Consider the following 14,937-nt stretch of genomic DNA (forward strand, 5'->3'; position numbering starts at 1 on the left):
GGCTTTTAATAACCTATAAGGTTAAAGTTGCTTCCAGGCCCTGAGGTACTGTCGTCTTCACAGAGATATCCCACGATGTTGCGCTTTGGAGTAGTGGTCCCCTGAAAACATGCCAAAAGTATGTTTTTACAATTTATACTGCTATCGGTTGTAGAGAGGAACTTTAAAGTAGCGCCGTAGTTACTGTTAGTCCCTGTATATGAGGAAATATCTATCGCAGATGTACTATCTACATACACTTTTTGTTCATTAAAGGAAAAGAGAATTGTTCTACCTTTAGCTAAATTCAATGTGGTAGAAAATGACTGTGCAGTTTGAGAGGCCTCGGCATGTGAAGATGCCATTACTGTAAATGTCATCGTTGTCACATTGTATGTAGATGTGTTTGATGCTATACAGTAAGTAACAACTGCGCTATTTGTTGATAAGAAAGGAAGATAATAATAAACGGAACTACTTGTCTGACCGGCACATGGCATAAGAAATATTATAAATAAAGCTATAATACAACATACTATGGTTTTTTTTAGAAATTCCATCTCTCATACCTCCTCACATTACTTTTATACTATGTTAAAAAAAATTTGTCAATAGCTTTTTTTTAAGCTCAACACACTTAAGCGCCTAAAACTATGAGGGAAATGTAACAGGCTGTTTTTGTTAAATAAAGTAAAGCAGCTCTCTCAGCAAATTTAAATCTAAAACTAAAAAAAATCAATTTGACTTTATTTATTAATTTCTGTAAACTAAGAGTTAGTTTAGAATGGAACACACTGTTATAAATTTAATTTTGCAAGCCGGATACGTTGTTAAGGGCGTAATGCTGACTCTTGTGGTGTTTTCGGTTGTTTCATGGGGAATAATAATTTATAAGTGGCGTTTTTTTTCAAAGGGTAAGAGAGAATCGCAGGATTTTGTAAGATACTTCAGAGCGGGTAAAGAGCCTGGGGGATTAAATAAGTTAGCCAGGTCATGCACGGTAAGTCCGCTAGCGAATATTTACGCCGCAGTGTATGAGGACAAGGATATATCAGGGCCTGATGGAATCAGAAGGGCACTAAACAGATACGGTGCGCTTGAAACGGCAAGTCTTGAAAGATATTTGAATTTCCTTGCCACAACCGGTTCGACCACACCGTTTATCGGACTCTTTGGTACGGTTTGGGGCATTATGAACGCTTTTAAGGGTATAGGGGCTGCGGGGTCGGCTTCCCTTGCCGTGGTGGCTCCCGGCATAGCGGAAGCTCTGATTACAACCGCCGCCGGCCTTGCAACAGCAATTCCGGCTGTTATTGGTTATAACTACTATCTAAGCATGGCTAAAAGAATGATGGTTGAGATGGAGGATTTTTCAGAGGATCTGCAAGCCTTTTTTGAGGGACTAATTATTGAAAGTAGAAAAAAGTAGGTCGGCCCTTTCGGAGATAAATGTAACCCCACTTGTTGACGTTATGCTGGTCTTGTTGGTGATATTTATGGTCACCGCCCCGATGATGAAGCAAGGCCTTGATATTGAGCTGCCTAAGACTAAAGGGTCATCGCTTCCAAATCAGGAAAGATTCACTGTTACAATAAAAAAGGACGGGTTGCTTTACCTCAATACGGAGAAAATGACTGAAGATGCGCTGATAAATAAACTTAAAAGTGTGAGCACTATAAATCCTGATGTTTACCTGGAGGCTGATAAAACCGTCCCTTATGGCCGTGTAGCCGAGTTAATGGCTGAAATAAAAGCGGCTGGAATAGAAAAGCTTGGCCTTGTTACAGAACCTAAAGTAAATGAAAAATAATGAAGCAACCGAGTATTCAGTTAGCGGCACTGGCATCTTTGATTATTCACGCTGCAGCCTTTATGTTGCTGATGTACGTTGTTAAGAGACAGCCGCAGTTTAACATGCCACAGGCTTATACCGTAAATCTTGTTTCTGCGCTTAAAACATCTGCTAAGAATTTACCGTCAAAGGGGGAGCCTGTAAAGGCCCCTGAAGTTAAAAAGCCGGAGCCTGAGCCGCAGGTTGAGGATACTGATACAAGGCCGGTTAAAAAGGAACCGGAAAAACCCAGCAAAACTGAATTGAAAGAACCGGAAGTAAAAAAAGAGGTAAAACTGGAAAAGCCTGCTAAAAAGGAAACAAAAAAACCTGAGAAGACTTTAGAAAAAGACAAAGGTACGGAACCTGAAAAGGCCAAAGTAAAAGATAAGGCCAAAGAAACGGAGAAAGCAAATGAGAAAAAGGATACGCCAAAGCCGGATGAAAAACCTCTAAAGAAGGAGACGTCTAAGGAGGACATAGGTTCAGTAGAGGAGCGTATAGCAGCATTAAAAGCTAAGAGAAAGATACAACAACATGCAATGCAGAGAGCGGTGGCGGATATAGGCCGTAATGCGGCAAAGCAGGGGCAGCATCCAGCCGGCACAGGTGAGGGTGCGGCGCCCTCAACCGGTAATGTTATTTCAGATGAATATGCAGTGCTTGTAAGCGCCCATATTAAAAAGAGATGGGTATATCCGGAGGCCGGGAAAAAAGGCCTGCTTGCCGTGGTTACTTTTACGATAAAGAGAAACGGCCAAATCGAAAACATAAAGCTGGAAAAAAAATCAGGAAACGTATTTTATGATCGTTCGGCGCTTGCGGCTGTAACAAAGTCAGTTCCTTTGCCGCAGCCGCCTTATGATAATTTTGAATTTGGAGCAAATTTTAAGGATGATTTTTAATAATTATGGGGGATAGAGTTTGACTATGAAAAAATTGTTTGCAGGGGTATTCTTAACAACGGTGGTGTTATTTATTAGTGTATGTGCCGAGGCAAGACTATATGTGGATATAACATCGCCTGGACAGAGAAAGCTGCCGGTAGCTGTGCAGGACTTTTTGGGGATGCCCGAGGGCAAAGAGGTCTCAGATGCTGTGGAATCAGACCTGGGGTTTACTGGGTTATTTGCGATGCTTGAGAAAAGTAAACAGGTAGAGGGTGCGGGAGCGCCTTTTAGCCCTGAGAATTGGAGACCCCTTGGTGTGGATGCCGTGGTAAAGGGAACCCTTGAGGTGAGCCCGGGTGGTGAGATTAATGCCACCGTGGCCGTCTATGATGTTTCAGAGGCAAACACCATGATGAAAAAGAAATATACGACAAAGAAAGATTTGATAAGGCCCCTTGCCCACCGCATAGCTGATGACATATATGAGGCCATAACCGGTCAGAAGGGGATATTTAGTTCCAAAATTGCCTTTGTTGGACAGGAAGGCGGAGGCCGCTCCATATATCTTATGGATTATGACGGCCAGAGGATGAAAAAAATAGTGAGCCGCGGTGATGTTACAATGAAGCCACATTGGGCACCGGACGGTAAGAGGCTTGCCTATTCATCTCTGAGAAGCAGCAAGTGGGCAATATACATGCTGGATTTTGACAGCGCATCGGAAAGCCTTTTGTTTTCATCTCCTGGGACTAACCTTGCCGGGGATTTCACTGTTGACGGCAAGTATCTTCTTTTATCGTCCTCAGCCAGGGGCACGCCGGATATTTATATGCTGCATATTACAACAAAAGTTCTTAGCCGTATTACTTATGCAGACGGTATAGAGGTCTCCCCGTCAACCTCTCCTGAGGGCACCAGGATAGTGTTTGTATCAGATAAGAGCTCATCACCGCAGATATACACTATGGGCTTTGACGGCTCAGATGTAAGGAGGGTATCTTACGAGGGTAATTATAATACATCGCCTGAGTGGTCGCCGGCGGGAGATAAGATAGTATTTGCCTCAATGCAGGGGGGGCGTTTTCAGATTTTTACAGTCAACCCCGACGGAGGTGCGCTGACTCAGTTAACAAATCAGGGCGCCAATGATGAGCCGTCTTTTTCACCTGACGGCAGATATATAACCTTTACGTCAACACGTGACGGAGCAAAGGGTGTATATATAATGAACGCCAACGGAGAGCAGCAACGGAGAATATCTCCGGCAAACATAAGGGCCTTCGGCCCCTCATGGTCACATTAAACACAGGAGGAAGCACTGATGAAATATCTGGTAGTTATTATGTCGTTTTTGGTTTTTGCAGCAGGTTGCGCAGATAAGGACACAACCATCCGGGATGACAGCCAAAAACAGAAAACTGTAAAGACACAAAGGACTGACGACGGTATAAACATTGATAAAGAGGGAATAAGCGGCAAGTCTCTAACAGATGAGCAAATAAAGACTTTAATGCAGACAGTTTTTACAGATGTGCATTTTGCTTATAACAAATATGATATATTAGATGAGGATAAACAATCTTTAAGGGCAAAGGCGGACTGGCTGTTAAAGAATCCTGCAATTACAATTTTAATAGAGGGGCATTGTGACGACAGAGGGTCAAGTGAGTATAATCTGGCGTTAGGGGATCAAAGGGCGCAGTCGGTTGCAAGTTACCTTGTCTCACTTGGTGTTGCCGCCGAGAGGATGGAAACTATCAGTTTCGGCAAAGAAAAACCGCTTTGCACTGAGCAGAATGACAATTGCTGGAACGCCAACAGAAGGGCACATTTTGTTTTGAACAGATAACGGGGGGACCACACTGTGGGTTTAAGATTTTTGAAAATATACCCTGTCATTTTTTTTATGGCTTTGGGGGCGTGTGCTCAGGGCAATGAGTACAGCACAATGAAAAATGAGATTATGGAACTGAGGAAAATCCAGCTTTCTCAAAAAGAGGAGATTACAGAGATTCAAAAGCGTTTGTCAATGACTGAAACGTCAAAGACAGGTGCAAAGACAGATGTTTTATCGGCGATGAGGGAGAATCAGGAGTCGCTGAACTCCAAAGTAGTACATCTTACCAGAGAGCTTCAGCAGTTATCGGGGCGTTTTGATGAAAGGAAATACTACGTTGACAGGATGTTTGCTGAGACTAAAACAGACAAGGATGTGTTAAAGGCGCAGCTGGATGCTCTTGAAAATGAACTGAAGGTGTTTCAGGGAAAGGCGGAACGTACGGAGCCAGCTGCACAAAAGCAGACATCCCTGAGTCCTGCACAAACGCCGCCGCCGGCACAGGTGAAGCCTCAGAAACAGGATACACCTGCACAGGCACAAGCCGCCACAAAGTCTGAGGATGCCGCCGACACCAAAACTCTGTATGAGGATGCGTACAAGGACCTCCTCTCGGGTAAACCTAAAGAGGCGAGAGATAAATTCACCAGAGTAATAAAGGAGTTTCCATCCAGCCCGTTTGTGCCTAATTGCCATTTTTGGATTGCTGATTCATATTACAAAGAGGGCAGTTTTGAGGATGCAATATTAGGGTTTGATGTGGTGATTAAAAAGTTTGCCGGAAGCAGCAAAGTACCTGCCGCAAAGTTGAAGCAGGCAATGGCTTTTAATGAGCTAAAGGATGTTAAAACGGCAAAGACAATCCTTCAGCAATTGACAGAGGAGCATCCGCAGTCAAAAGAAGCCGAGCAAGCCAAGCAGTTACTTGAAAAACTGGGTGGGGCGGACCCCGGCAAAAAAAACTCTGACGCAAAGAAAGCATCGGATAGCGTAAAGAAAAAAACTGATACTAAAAAAACAAGTGATAAACAAAGCACAGTAAAGAAAACCGTCAAAAAGAAGGTGAATGAGCAGGAGTAGTGGTGGCGGATAAAATAAAAGTTGAAAAAAATAATTTTTTGTAGTACAATAGCTTTTTTTAAAGCCGAAGTGGTGGAACTGGTAGACACGCACGTTTGAGGGGCGTGTAGGGTAACCTATGGGGGTTCGAGTCCCCCCTTCGGCATTTCGTAACGCCTTGATAATAAAAAATAAATTTTCTTAAAACCCTTCAAAATACCGTTACTAAACCGTGTAATGCGTCAGAAATACGAATTCATCAAGTACTGTCGTGGAGTGAAACGAGCGATAACGGCAATAGCGAGACGCTTAGGTAGCATAATAAGAAGCATGTTGATAGAACGAGAGCCGTACAGATATGCGACACAGGCGTAATATGTTAACTTAGAAATGCGCTTAAAATCTCATTAATTTGGATCAATCGTGGTAGTTATAGCAAAAAACAAAAGTATGTTCTTATTGAATTTATTAAAAAAGAGATTGCCACACCCCCTGCGGGGGTTCGCAATGACGGCATATAGCTGTTTTTACTGTGTTTTATCCTGACTTCATCACTTGAGAGAGCTAACATGCTGATATAAAAGGAAAAGGCGAAAAAACAGGGCACTACATTTTCAACCCAATCTCTATCCCCTTATTTTCTGCCGTTTCTAACTCTCTACTTTGTGCTTGAAGTGATGAAGTCGGGAATGTGGACGCTCATTGTTATAACGGAAATTCCGAGGGGTAAATCGTCTAACTTCGTTGACCTCGTCAAAAGCTCCGGGGCGTACCCAATAGTACGCCTCCATCGCTTTCCCCCAGCCGCCTGCGTTTACTTTTGACTGCGAATTGGTATTAAATTGAAATTGAAAAAAGAATTATAGATTCTGTATAATCCAATAAAAAAATACTTTGACCGGCAATATAAATCGAAAAACGGCGGCTTCCCGCTCAGAAGTAAAACGCACTGCAATAATAGTGCTGACATTGTTGGTTTTAGCGCTTGTAATTGCCTGTACTTCCGGGTGTAATTCAAAGAAAAACACGGAGAGCAAACCGTCCTCAGATAATAAGACGACTAAAGCCTCTCAAATACCACCTGTGGAAGTGGCGGAGGCAAAAACCGGAGATATCGGCACTTACCTTAATGCTCTTGGAACTGTAGTGCCGCTGAGTACAGTTAGCGTAAAGAGCCGGGTAGATGGCCAGTTGGTAGAAATTCTATTTGAAGAGGGGCAACTTGTCAACAAAGGAGACCTCTTAGCACTAATAGACCCCAGAGCCTTTGAAATCCAGTTGACTCAGGCCGAGGGACAGTTGGCAAAGGATATGGCACAGCTCAAAAACGCCCAACTCGATTTGGAAAGATACCGGATGCTGTTTAAACACGATTCCGTCTCAAAACAACAACTTGATACTCAGGAATCACTGGTTAAACAGTATGAGGCCTCTGCTAAAGCAGATAAAGGACAGGTTGACAATGCAAAACTTCAACTGGTTTATTCTAAGGTGACAGCGCCGATAAGCGGCAGGGTCGGGCTAAGACAGGTAGATGCGGGAAACATTATTCGTGCCGTTGATGCCGCTCCCATTGTTGTTATTACACAGCTTAAACCCATAACTGTAGTATTTCCCGTCGCTGAGGACAACCTTCCACGTGCTCTTGAGAAATTAAAAAAAGGAAATACTATTGTTGTTGAGGCCTATGACAGACAACAAAGCTGTAAGCTTGCCACCGGTGAACTATTAACAATAGATAACCAAATAGACGTTAATACCGGTACGGTACGCTTCAAAGCCAAATTTTCAAATGAAAACACCGAGCTTTTTCCTAACCAGTTTGTAAACGTTAAACTGCTTTTAGACCTCAAACATAATGCTGTGCTTGTGCCATCCTCAGCAATTCAACGCACTCAAAAGGGAATGTTTGTTTATGTTGTAAATTCCGACAACACTACTTCCATGCGGTTTATTAAGCCCGGTGAAAACCAAAAAGATGTAACAGCCATAGAAGAGGGAGTCAATGCCGGAGAGTTAGTTGTCATAAGTGGTGCAGACAGACTAACCGACGGCGCCAAGGTACAGGTAAAACCATCTCAGGATAGCACGATTCGAAAGCATAAGTGATGAATATCTCACGTCTTTTCATCATGAGACCTGTGGCTACCACGCTCATTATGATGGCGGTATTGTTGGCGGGAGCGGTAGCGTACCGCCAATTACCGGTATCGGCGCTTCCTCAGGTTGACTATCCAACAATACAGGTTCGCACGTTTTATCCGGGCGCAAGTCCTGAGGTCATGACCTCATCAATAACATCTCCGCTGGAGCGCCAATTTGGACAGATGCCAGGCCTCACTCAGATGACCTCCGCCGGCTCCAGTGGAAGCTCAGTCATAACCCTCCAGTTTACTTTGGATTTAAACCTCGATGTTGCCGAACAACAGGTTCAGGCAGCTATCAATGCGGCGTTCAACTTTCTGCCTAAAGACCTTCCCAGCCCGCCTGTCTATAGCAAGGTAAATCCGGCTGACGCTCCTGTGCTCACTCTTGCGCTGACCTCAGACACTCTGTCGCTTCTTCAGGTGGAGGACCTGGCTGAGACCCGATTTGTACAGAAAATCTCACAACTTTCCGGTGTCGGCCTTGTAAGCCAAAGCGGCGGACAAAAACCCGCTGTCAGAGTACACACAAATCCCGCTGCACTTGCCGCATACGCCCTGACGCTTGAGGACATAAGGGCTGCCATAGCAGCCGCTAACGTCAATCAGGCCAAGGGGAGCTTTGACGGCCCCCGGCAGGCCTATGTAATAGGCGCTAACGATCAACTGTTTTTTGCTGAAAACTACAGGTCGCTTATTGTGAGCTACAAAAGCGGCGCACCGGTGTATCTTTCCGATGTTGCCGATGTCATTGATGAGGCCGAGAACATCAATCAGGCTGCGTGGAGCAACACAACACCTGCCGTAATCGTTAACATCCAGAGGCAACCCGGCGCTAATGTCATAGAAGTCGTTAACCGTATAAAAAAACTCATGCCGCAACTTACAAGCTCATTGCCCTCATCCATCAAGGTATCCATATTAACCGACCGCACCGTTACAATTCGCCAGTCCATTAGAGACGTTCAGTTTGAACTTATTTTAGCTATCGTTTTGGTAGTGATGGTGATTTTTGTTTTTTTAAGGAATTTGCCTGCTACAATTATTCCCGGCGTTGCCGTACCGCTTTCACTTGCCGGGGCCTTTGGGATTATGTATCTTATGGGGTTTAGCTTAAATAATCTTTCCCTTATGGCGCTTACTATCTCAACCGGATTTGTGGTGGATGACGCCATAGTGATGATTGAAAACATTTCAAGGTATGTTGAGGAGGGTGAGACGCCGCTGCAGGCAGCCCTTAAAGGCTCCGAACAAATTGGATTTACCATCATATCTCTTACCGTCTCACTGGTTGCCGTGCTGATTCCCCTGCTCTTTATGGGGGATGTGGTAGGACGCCTCTTCAGGGAGTTTGCCATAACCCTTGGTGTTACAATTGTGCTCTCAGCTTTAGTCTCACTGACTCTTACCCCTATGATGTGCGCTAAAATTCTGAAACATTCTTCCACCTCAGAGCATGGCAAATTATACATAGCCTCTCAGAACATTTTTAATAGAGTTATCGAAGGCTACGGCAGGACGCTGAAAGTGGTTTTAAAACATCAGAATATTACAATTGTCGTTACCGTCTCCACACTGGTGCTGACTGTGCTCTTATATATTATAACTCCAAAGGGGTTTTTTCCGATTCAGGATACCGGAGTGATACAGGGAATCTCTGAGGCTCCACAGTCAATATCATTTACAGAGATGGCTAAACGGCAGCAGGCGCTCTCTGAGATAATCACACAAGACCCGGCAGTGGAAAGCCTTTCCTCATTTATAGGAATTGACGGCACAAACACCACACTAAACAGCGGCCGCATTCTTATAAATCTAAAACCGCTCTCAGAAAGAAAAATAAGTGCAATTGACGTTATACGCCGTCTGAAACCAGCTCTGGAGAGAGCTCAGGGAATAACCCTGTTTATGCAGCCCGTGCAGGACCTTACCGTGGATTCTAAGATAAGCCGCACTCAGTTTCAATATACACTGGAGAATCCAAATATTGAAGAGTTAAATGAGCTGGTACCGAAACTTATCACAAACCTGCAGCAACGCCCCGAATTAAGAGACGTAAGCAGCGACATCCAAAACGAGGGACTACGGCTGTTTCTCTCTATTGATCGCAACAGTGCTTCACGTTTTGGCATCACACCGCAGTTAATTGACGACACCCTGTATGATGCATTTGGTCAAAGGCAGATATCCACAATTTTCACAGAGCTTAACCAATACAAGGTGGTGCTTTCCGTAAAAGACAACTTCAGGGAGAGTCTTTCCGGTTTAAACAATATCTATATTCGCAGTGTAAGCGGCGGGCAGGTTCCGCTTAGCACAATAGTAAAAATCACTGAAACCACCGGGCCGCTTGTTATAAACCGGCAGGGGCAATTCCCCTCGGCAACCATATCGTTTAACTTGGCCCCAGGTAAGGCCCTTGGGGATGCTGTCATAGCCATAGAGGAAGTGGCACAGACTATGAAGCTGCCGGCAGGCATCAGGGGAGCTTTCTACGGCACGGCTCAGGCTTTTAAGGCGTCACTCTCTAATGAACCCCTTCTCATATTGGCTGCCCTTATTACGGTCTATATTGTGCTTGGCATCCTGTATGAAAGCTATATTCATCCTGTGACGATTCTTTCAACCCTGCCATCCGCCGGTGCCGGCGCTGTGCTGTCACTTCTGATGTTCCGCATGGACCTGGACGTAATAGCCGTAATTGGGATAATACTGCTTATCGGAATTGTGAAGAAAAACGGTATCATGATGGTTGACTTTGCACTGGAGGGGCAGCGAGGGAAAGGAAAGAGCGCCGATGAGGCAATCTATGAGGCATGTCTTTTACGGTTCAGGCCGATAATGATGACTACAATGGCAGCTCTTTTGGGAGCTCTGCCGCTTGCTCTGGGCGGCAGTGTGGGCTCTGAACTCCGGCGTCCACTGGGAATAACCATCATAGGCGGTTTGATTGTAAGCCAAATTCTGACACTTTACACAACACCGGTTATTTATCTTGCCTTTGACGGAATATCCAACCGCTTGAGGGGAAAGGGGAGAGAAACTATTGATAAGGAATAAACTCTATGTTGTCATCCCTTTTCTTTTTTTGTCATTTCTTTTCTTTTTTTGTCATTCCTGCGAAAGCAGGAATCAATGTCACTTTAGAAAAAGGGGAAAAAGGAAAAAACTGGATTCCCGATCGGAGTCGGGAATGACAGATAAAAATCATTTAGAAAAAGGAAAAAACTGGATTCCCGATCGGAGTCGGGAATGACAGATAAAAATCATTTAAAAACAAAGTACACCGGTGAAATTATCAGGACTAATAACACGTTGTGAAATTTACAGAGACATTTATAAACAGGCCGGTTGCAACCACACTGATTACGGCGGCTCTGGTATTAACAGGAATAATTGCCTTTATCTCACTACCGGTATCTCCGCTTCCGCAGGTGGACTTCCCGACTATACAGGTAAGCGCCGCACTTCCCGGAGCGGACCCCGAAACAATGGCCACATCTGTAGCGGCTCCGCTTGAAAAACAGTTTACCCGCATTGCCGGAGTTACCGAGATGACTTCGACAAGTTATCGGGGAATTGCCACTGTGACACTTCAGTTTGACCTCGATAGAAATATCAATGGTGCAGCACATGACGTTCAGGCTGCTATCAACGCAGCACGGAGTTTTCTGCCGCCAAACCTTCCCAACAATCCCACATACCGGAAGGTTAATCCGGCAGACGCACCTGTTCTAATACTTGCTCTTATCTCCGACACTGTAAGTAAAGCCAAAATGTATGACGTTGCATCTTCAGTGCTGCAACAAAAAATATCGCAGATACAAGGTGTGGGGCAGGTGTTTATAGGAGGAGGGTCGCTGCCTGCCGTAAGAGTAAATGTAAATCCAACGGCACTAAACAGATACGGTGTGGGGCTTCAAACTGTGCGTAATGTGATAGCTTCCACTAACGTTAATCGCCCAAAAGGACAAATAACGGAAGGTGATAAGACATGGGAGATAGTAACCAATGATCAGCTTCATGGTGCTAAAGAGTATCTTCCTCTGATTATTTCCTATAAAAACGGGATGGCATTACGCCTCTCCGACATTGCCACCGTGGAGGACTCAGTTGAGGACTTACGTGTTGCCGGAATGGTTAACGGCAGGCCGGCTGTTATGCTGGTTATATTTCGGCAGCCGGGAGCTAATATAATAGAGACGGTGCAGAGTATCCGTGGTATTATTCCACAACTGGAAACAATAGTGCCTGCGGATGTCAGTCTTTCTGTGGTTCTTGACAGAACGCCGCCAATCAGAGGGTCACTCAAAGAGGTAGAACGTTCGCTTGTGATTTCCGGCATTTTAGTAATACTTGTTGTCTTTTGGTTTATTCGTGACTTTAGGGCAACACTTGCGCCCGGTGTTGCCGTGTTTGTTTCAATTACAGGGACATTTGCCGTGATGTATCTTTTAGGGTATTCTTTGAATAACCTTTCTCTTATGGCTCTGACTGTTGCCACAGGGTTTGTTGTAGATGACGCCATTGTCGTGCTTGAAAACATATCGAGGTACAGGGAGAGGGGAATGTCTCCGTATGAGGCGGCTGTAATCGGCTCCAGAGAAATTGCTTTTACGGTAGTTTCTATGAGTTTATCACTGGTTGCGGTGTTTATTCCCATCTTACTTATGGAGGGGATGATAGGAAGGCTTTTCCGTGAATTTGCAGTAACGCTGTCAGCGTCAATACTGATTTCTTTGATTGTCTCTCTTACTACAACACCGATGATGTGTGCTAGCATTATTAAACCGCTAAAGGAGCGTAAACACGGTTTTCTATATCGTATGAGTGAGGGTTTCTTTAACCTGATACTTAAACTTTATCAGTACTCTTTAAATACAGCGCTCAGACATTCGTTTTTTATGCTTTGTTTAACGATACTTACGGCAATAATCAATGTGTATATGTTTGTATCCGTTCCAAAGGGTTTTTTCCCGGAACAGGACAGTGGCCGTATAGCCGGCAGAATTCAGGCATCTCAGGACATATCTTTTCAGGCAATGAAGGGCAAGCTTGAACAAATTATTAACATTATAAGAGAAGACCCGGATGTCGAACATGTGCTTGGCTTTACAGGCGGCGGCGGTGGCGGTGGCTCTACTACAAACACAGGGCGGTTGTTTATTTCACTCACTCCGTTTGAGAAGCGGAAGTCAACGGCTCAGGAGATAATAAAAAGGCTCCGTAAAAATCTTAACACTGTTGCCGGCGCTCCCACTTTTTTGCAACCTGTGCAGGATATACGTATCGGGGGCAGGGTAGGGGGAGCACTGTATCAATATACGCTTCAGGGGGAAAACATTGCGGAGCTTAATATGTGGTCACGAAAAGTGCAGCAGAAACTACAAGACTTACCACAGATTGTTGATGTTAACAGCGATTTACAGGACAAGGGGCGTCAGGTTATGCTTACGGCAGACCGCAGTACGGCCTCGCTTTTTGGAGTAACTCCACAACTGATAGATGCCACATTGTATGACTCCTTTGGTCAGCGGCAGGTATCAGTTACATATACGGCACTTAACCAATACAGGGTGGTTATGGAGCTCTCTCCTGAACATTTGCAGCACCCCGATACGCTTAACGATATGTATGTTTTTACTGCCGGGGGAAACCGTATTCCCCTGAGCGTCTTTAGCCGGTTTGAACAGATGCCTGCCTCTTTAGCGATAAATCATCAGGGGCAGTTTCCGGCAACAACGATATCGTTTAATCTCTCCCACGGGACAGCACTGGGGGATGGGGTAAAAGCAATAGAGAGCGCAGCAGCGGAAATCGGAATGCCGCAAAGCGTACGTGGGACGTTTTCCGGCACGGCTCAGGCTTTTAAGGCGTCACTCTCTAATGAACCACTGCTTATACTTGCTGCTTTACTTGCTGTTTATATTGTGCTGGGAGTGTTGTATGAAAGCTATATTCATCCGGTAACAATTCTTTCAACACTTCCCTCAGCGGGAGTTGGGGCGGTGGCAGCCCTGTTTATATTTAAAACTGAGTTAAGCATAATAGCGATTATTGGAATAATACTGCTTATTGGAATAGTAAAGAAAAACGGTATAATGATGGTTGATTTTGCATTAGATACAGAGCGCAGGCACGGAAAGAGCCCAAAAGAAGCAATCTATGAGGCGTGTCTTTTACGGTTCAGGCCGATAATGATGACAACCATGTCGGCGCTCTTAGGCACATTACCGCTGGCGCTTGGAACAGGTGCCGGTTCTGAGCTTCGCCGTCCTTTGGGTATTACCATTGTGGGCGGTTTGATTCTCAGTCAAATTCTAACCCTTTACACTACCCCTGTTATTTACCTGTACATGGACAGGCTGCGGCTTTGGATACAAAAAAAGGGAAAATAAAGGGGAGACATAGACTGCTACTTGGTATAAGACAGAACATAATATTAAACGTTAATCAACAAAAAGTCCAGAAGGTTATTTTCATAGACAAGGCGGAAACCTATGTGGAAGTCCCTGAAGTCAGGGCTGTTGTGGCTTCTGTAGGAGCAACGTAAAAACTGCTGTGGTGTGCGCCAACTGCCGCCGCGCATCACCCGATTACCTTCACTCCCTGTATTAACAGGATTACTAAGAGAATGCTTTTTGTAGGCAGCCTCATCATAGACATCCTCAACCCACTCCCATACATTACCGCTCATATCATATAGCCCCAAACTGTTAGGTTTTTTCCGCCCTACAGGATGTGGTATCATGCCTGAATTACCGTCATACCAGGCATATTCACCTAATTCAGTTATATCACTGATTCCTGCCCATTTCTCTTTTTTGCCGCCACCTCTACAGGCATATTCCCACTCAGCCTCGGTTGTCAACCGATATCTCACACCTGCTGTAGTGTTTAATTTGTTTATAAACTCCATAGCCTCGTACCAACTGACACATTCAACAGGATACTCATCACCGCTCAGAGAGGCAGAGGCGTTACTGCCTGTTACCTTTGTCCATTGGCCCTGTGTTACAGGATACTTGCCTATATAAAAACTATCTAAACAAACCTCGTGTAACGGCTTCTCGTCCTTGTCTCCTTCACCAAACATATCCCCCATCTGATAACAGCCGCCCTTTACAAAAACAAACTCCATACCGGTTATGGGGCATGTATAATCTGCAGCACTCATGTGTAATCCAACCTCTCCT

Annotated in this window: 11 protein-coding genes and 1 tRNA gene; 10 read left to right on the forward strand and 2 right to left on the reverse strand. The window is 44.7% G+C overall.

All coding sequences use genetic code 11. From position 1 onward, the window contains the following. Nucleotides 1-5: 5 nt before the first annotated feature. Nucleotides 6-539, reverse strand: a complete 534-nt coding sequence (locus H7844_09475) for a hypothetical protein (GenBank protein MEO5357513.1) — start codon at nt 537-539, stop codon at nt 6-8. Between the two features lie 224 nt (nt 540-763). On the opposite strand from H7844_09475, the gene H7844_09480 reads away from it, so the two are divergent. From H7844_09480 to H7844_09525, 10 genes are all read left to right on the forward strand, one after another. Further along, nucleotides 764-1,408 carry a MotA/TolQ/ExbB proton channel family protein gene (locus H7844_09480; GenBank protein MEO5357514.1) on the forward strand — a complete coding sequence of 215 codons (645 nt, stop codon included), beginning with the start codon at nt 764-766 and terminating at the stop codon, nt 1,406-1,408. Then, nucleotides 1,389-1,790, forward strand: coding sequence for a protein TolR (gene tolR, locus H7844_09485; GenBank protein ID MEO5357515.1), 402 nt, complete (start codon nt 1,389-1,391; stop codon nt 1,788-1,790). Before H7844_09480 ends, tolR begins: the two co-directional genes overlap by 20 nt. After that, nucleotides 1,790-2,716: a cell envelope integrity protein TolA gene (locus H7844_09490; protein MEO5357516.1), complete on the forward strand. Its 927-nt coding sequence runs from the start codon at nt 1,790-1,792 to the stop codon at nt 2,714-2,716. Before tolR ends, H7844_09490 begins: the two co-directional genes overlap by 1 nt. Nucleotides 2,717-2,741: 25 nt before the next feature. Continuing rightward, on the forward strand, nt 2,742-4,004 hold the full coding sequence (tolB, locus tag H7844_09495) for a Tol-Pal system beta propeller repeat protein TolB (GenBank protein ID MEO5357517.1): 1,263 nt from the start codon (nt 2,742-2,744) through the stop codon (nt 4,002-4,004). An 18-nt stretch (nt 4,005-4,022) separates the two neighbouring features. Then, nucleotides 4,023-4,550: a peptidoglycan-associated lipoprotein Pal gene (gene pal / locus H7844_09500; protein MEO5357518.1), complete on the forward strand. Its 528-nt coding sequence runs from the start codon at nt 4,023-4,025 to the stop codon at nt 4,548-4,550. Between the two features lie 15 nt (nt 4,551-4,565). Continuing rightward, on the forward strand, nt 4,566-5,618 hold the full coding sequence (gene ybgF / locus H7844_09505) for a tol-pal system protein YbgF (GenBank protein MEO5357519.1): 1,053 nt from the start codon (nt 4,566-4,568) through the stop codon (nt 5,616-5,618). Nucleotides 5,619-5,681: 63 nt separating this feature from the next. Beyond that, nucleotides 5,682-5,763, forward strand: a tRNA-Leu gene (locus tag H7844_09510). Between the two features lie 728 nt (nt 5,764-6,491). Continuing rightward, complete coding sequence (locus H7844_09515; protein MEO5357520.1) at nt 6,492-7,706, forward strand: MdtA/MuxA family multidrug efflux RND transporter periplasmic adaptor subunit; 1,215 nt, start codon at nt 6,492-6,494, stop codon at nt 7,704-7,706. Continuing rightward, nucleotides 7,706-10,801, forward strand: a complete 3,096-nt coding sequence (locus tag H7844_09520) for a multidrug efflux RND transporter permease subunit (protein MEO5357521.1) — start codon at nt 7,706-7,708, stop codon at nt 10,799-10,801. Before H7844_09515 ends, H7844_09520 begins: the two co-directional genes overlap by 1 nt. A gap of 257 nt (nt 10,802-11,058) precedes the next feature. Beyond that, nucleotides 11,059-14,139: a multidrug efflux RND transporter permease subunit gene (locus H7844_09525; protein ID MEO5357522.1), complete on the forward strand. Its 3,081-nt coding sequence runs from the start codon at nt 11,059-11,061 to the stop codon at nt 14,137-14,139. Nucleotides 14,140-14,183: 44 nt separating this feature from the next. Here H7844_09525 and H7844_09530 read toward each other — a convergent pair whose 3' ends face one another. Further along, nucleotides 14,184-14,918, reverse strand: coding sequence for a formylglycine-generating enzyme family protein (locus H7844_09530; GenBank protein ID MEO5357523.1), 735 nt, complete (start codon nt 14,916-14,918; stop codon nt 14,184-14,186). Nucleotides 14,919-14,937 lie beyond the last annotated feature (19 nt).

The organism is Nitrospirae bacterium YQR-1, from assembly GCA_039908095.1.
GTDB lineage: Bacteria > Nitrospirota > Thermodesulfovibrionia > Thermodesulfovibrionales > Magnetobacteriaceae > Magnetomonas.

Coding starts and splice junctions, on each gene's coding strand:
- H7844_09480 (MEO5357514.1), top strand. CDS start 764: ATGGAACACACTGTTATAAATTTAATTTTGCAAGCCGGATACGTTGTT.
- H7844_09520 (MEO5357521.1), top strand. CDS start 7,706: ATGAATATCTCACGTCTTTTCATCATGAGACCTGTGGCTACCACGCTC.
- H7844_09530 (MEO5357523.1), bottom strand. CDS start 14,918: ATGAGTGCTGCAGATTATACATGCCCCATAACCGGTATGGAGTTTGTT.
- H7844_09490 (MEO5357516.1), top strand. CDS start 1,790: ATGAAGCAACCGAGTATTCAGTTAGCGGCACTGGCATCTTTGATTATT.
- tolB (MEO5357517.1), top strand. CDS start 2,742: ATGAAAAAATTGTTTGCAGGGGTATTCTTAACAACGGTGGTGTTATTT.
- H7844_09475 (MEO5357513.1), bottom strand. CDS start 539: ATGGAATTTCTAAAAAAAACCATAGTATGTTGTATTATAGCTTTATTT.
- pal (MEO5357518.1), top strand. CDS start 4,023: ATGAAATATCTGGTAGTTATTATGTCGTTTTTGGTTTTTGCAGCAGGT.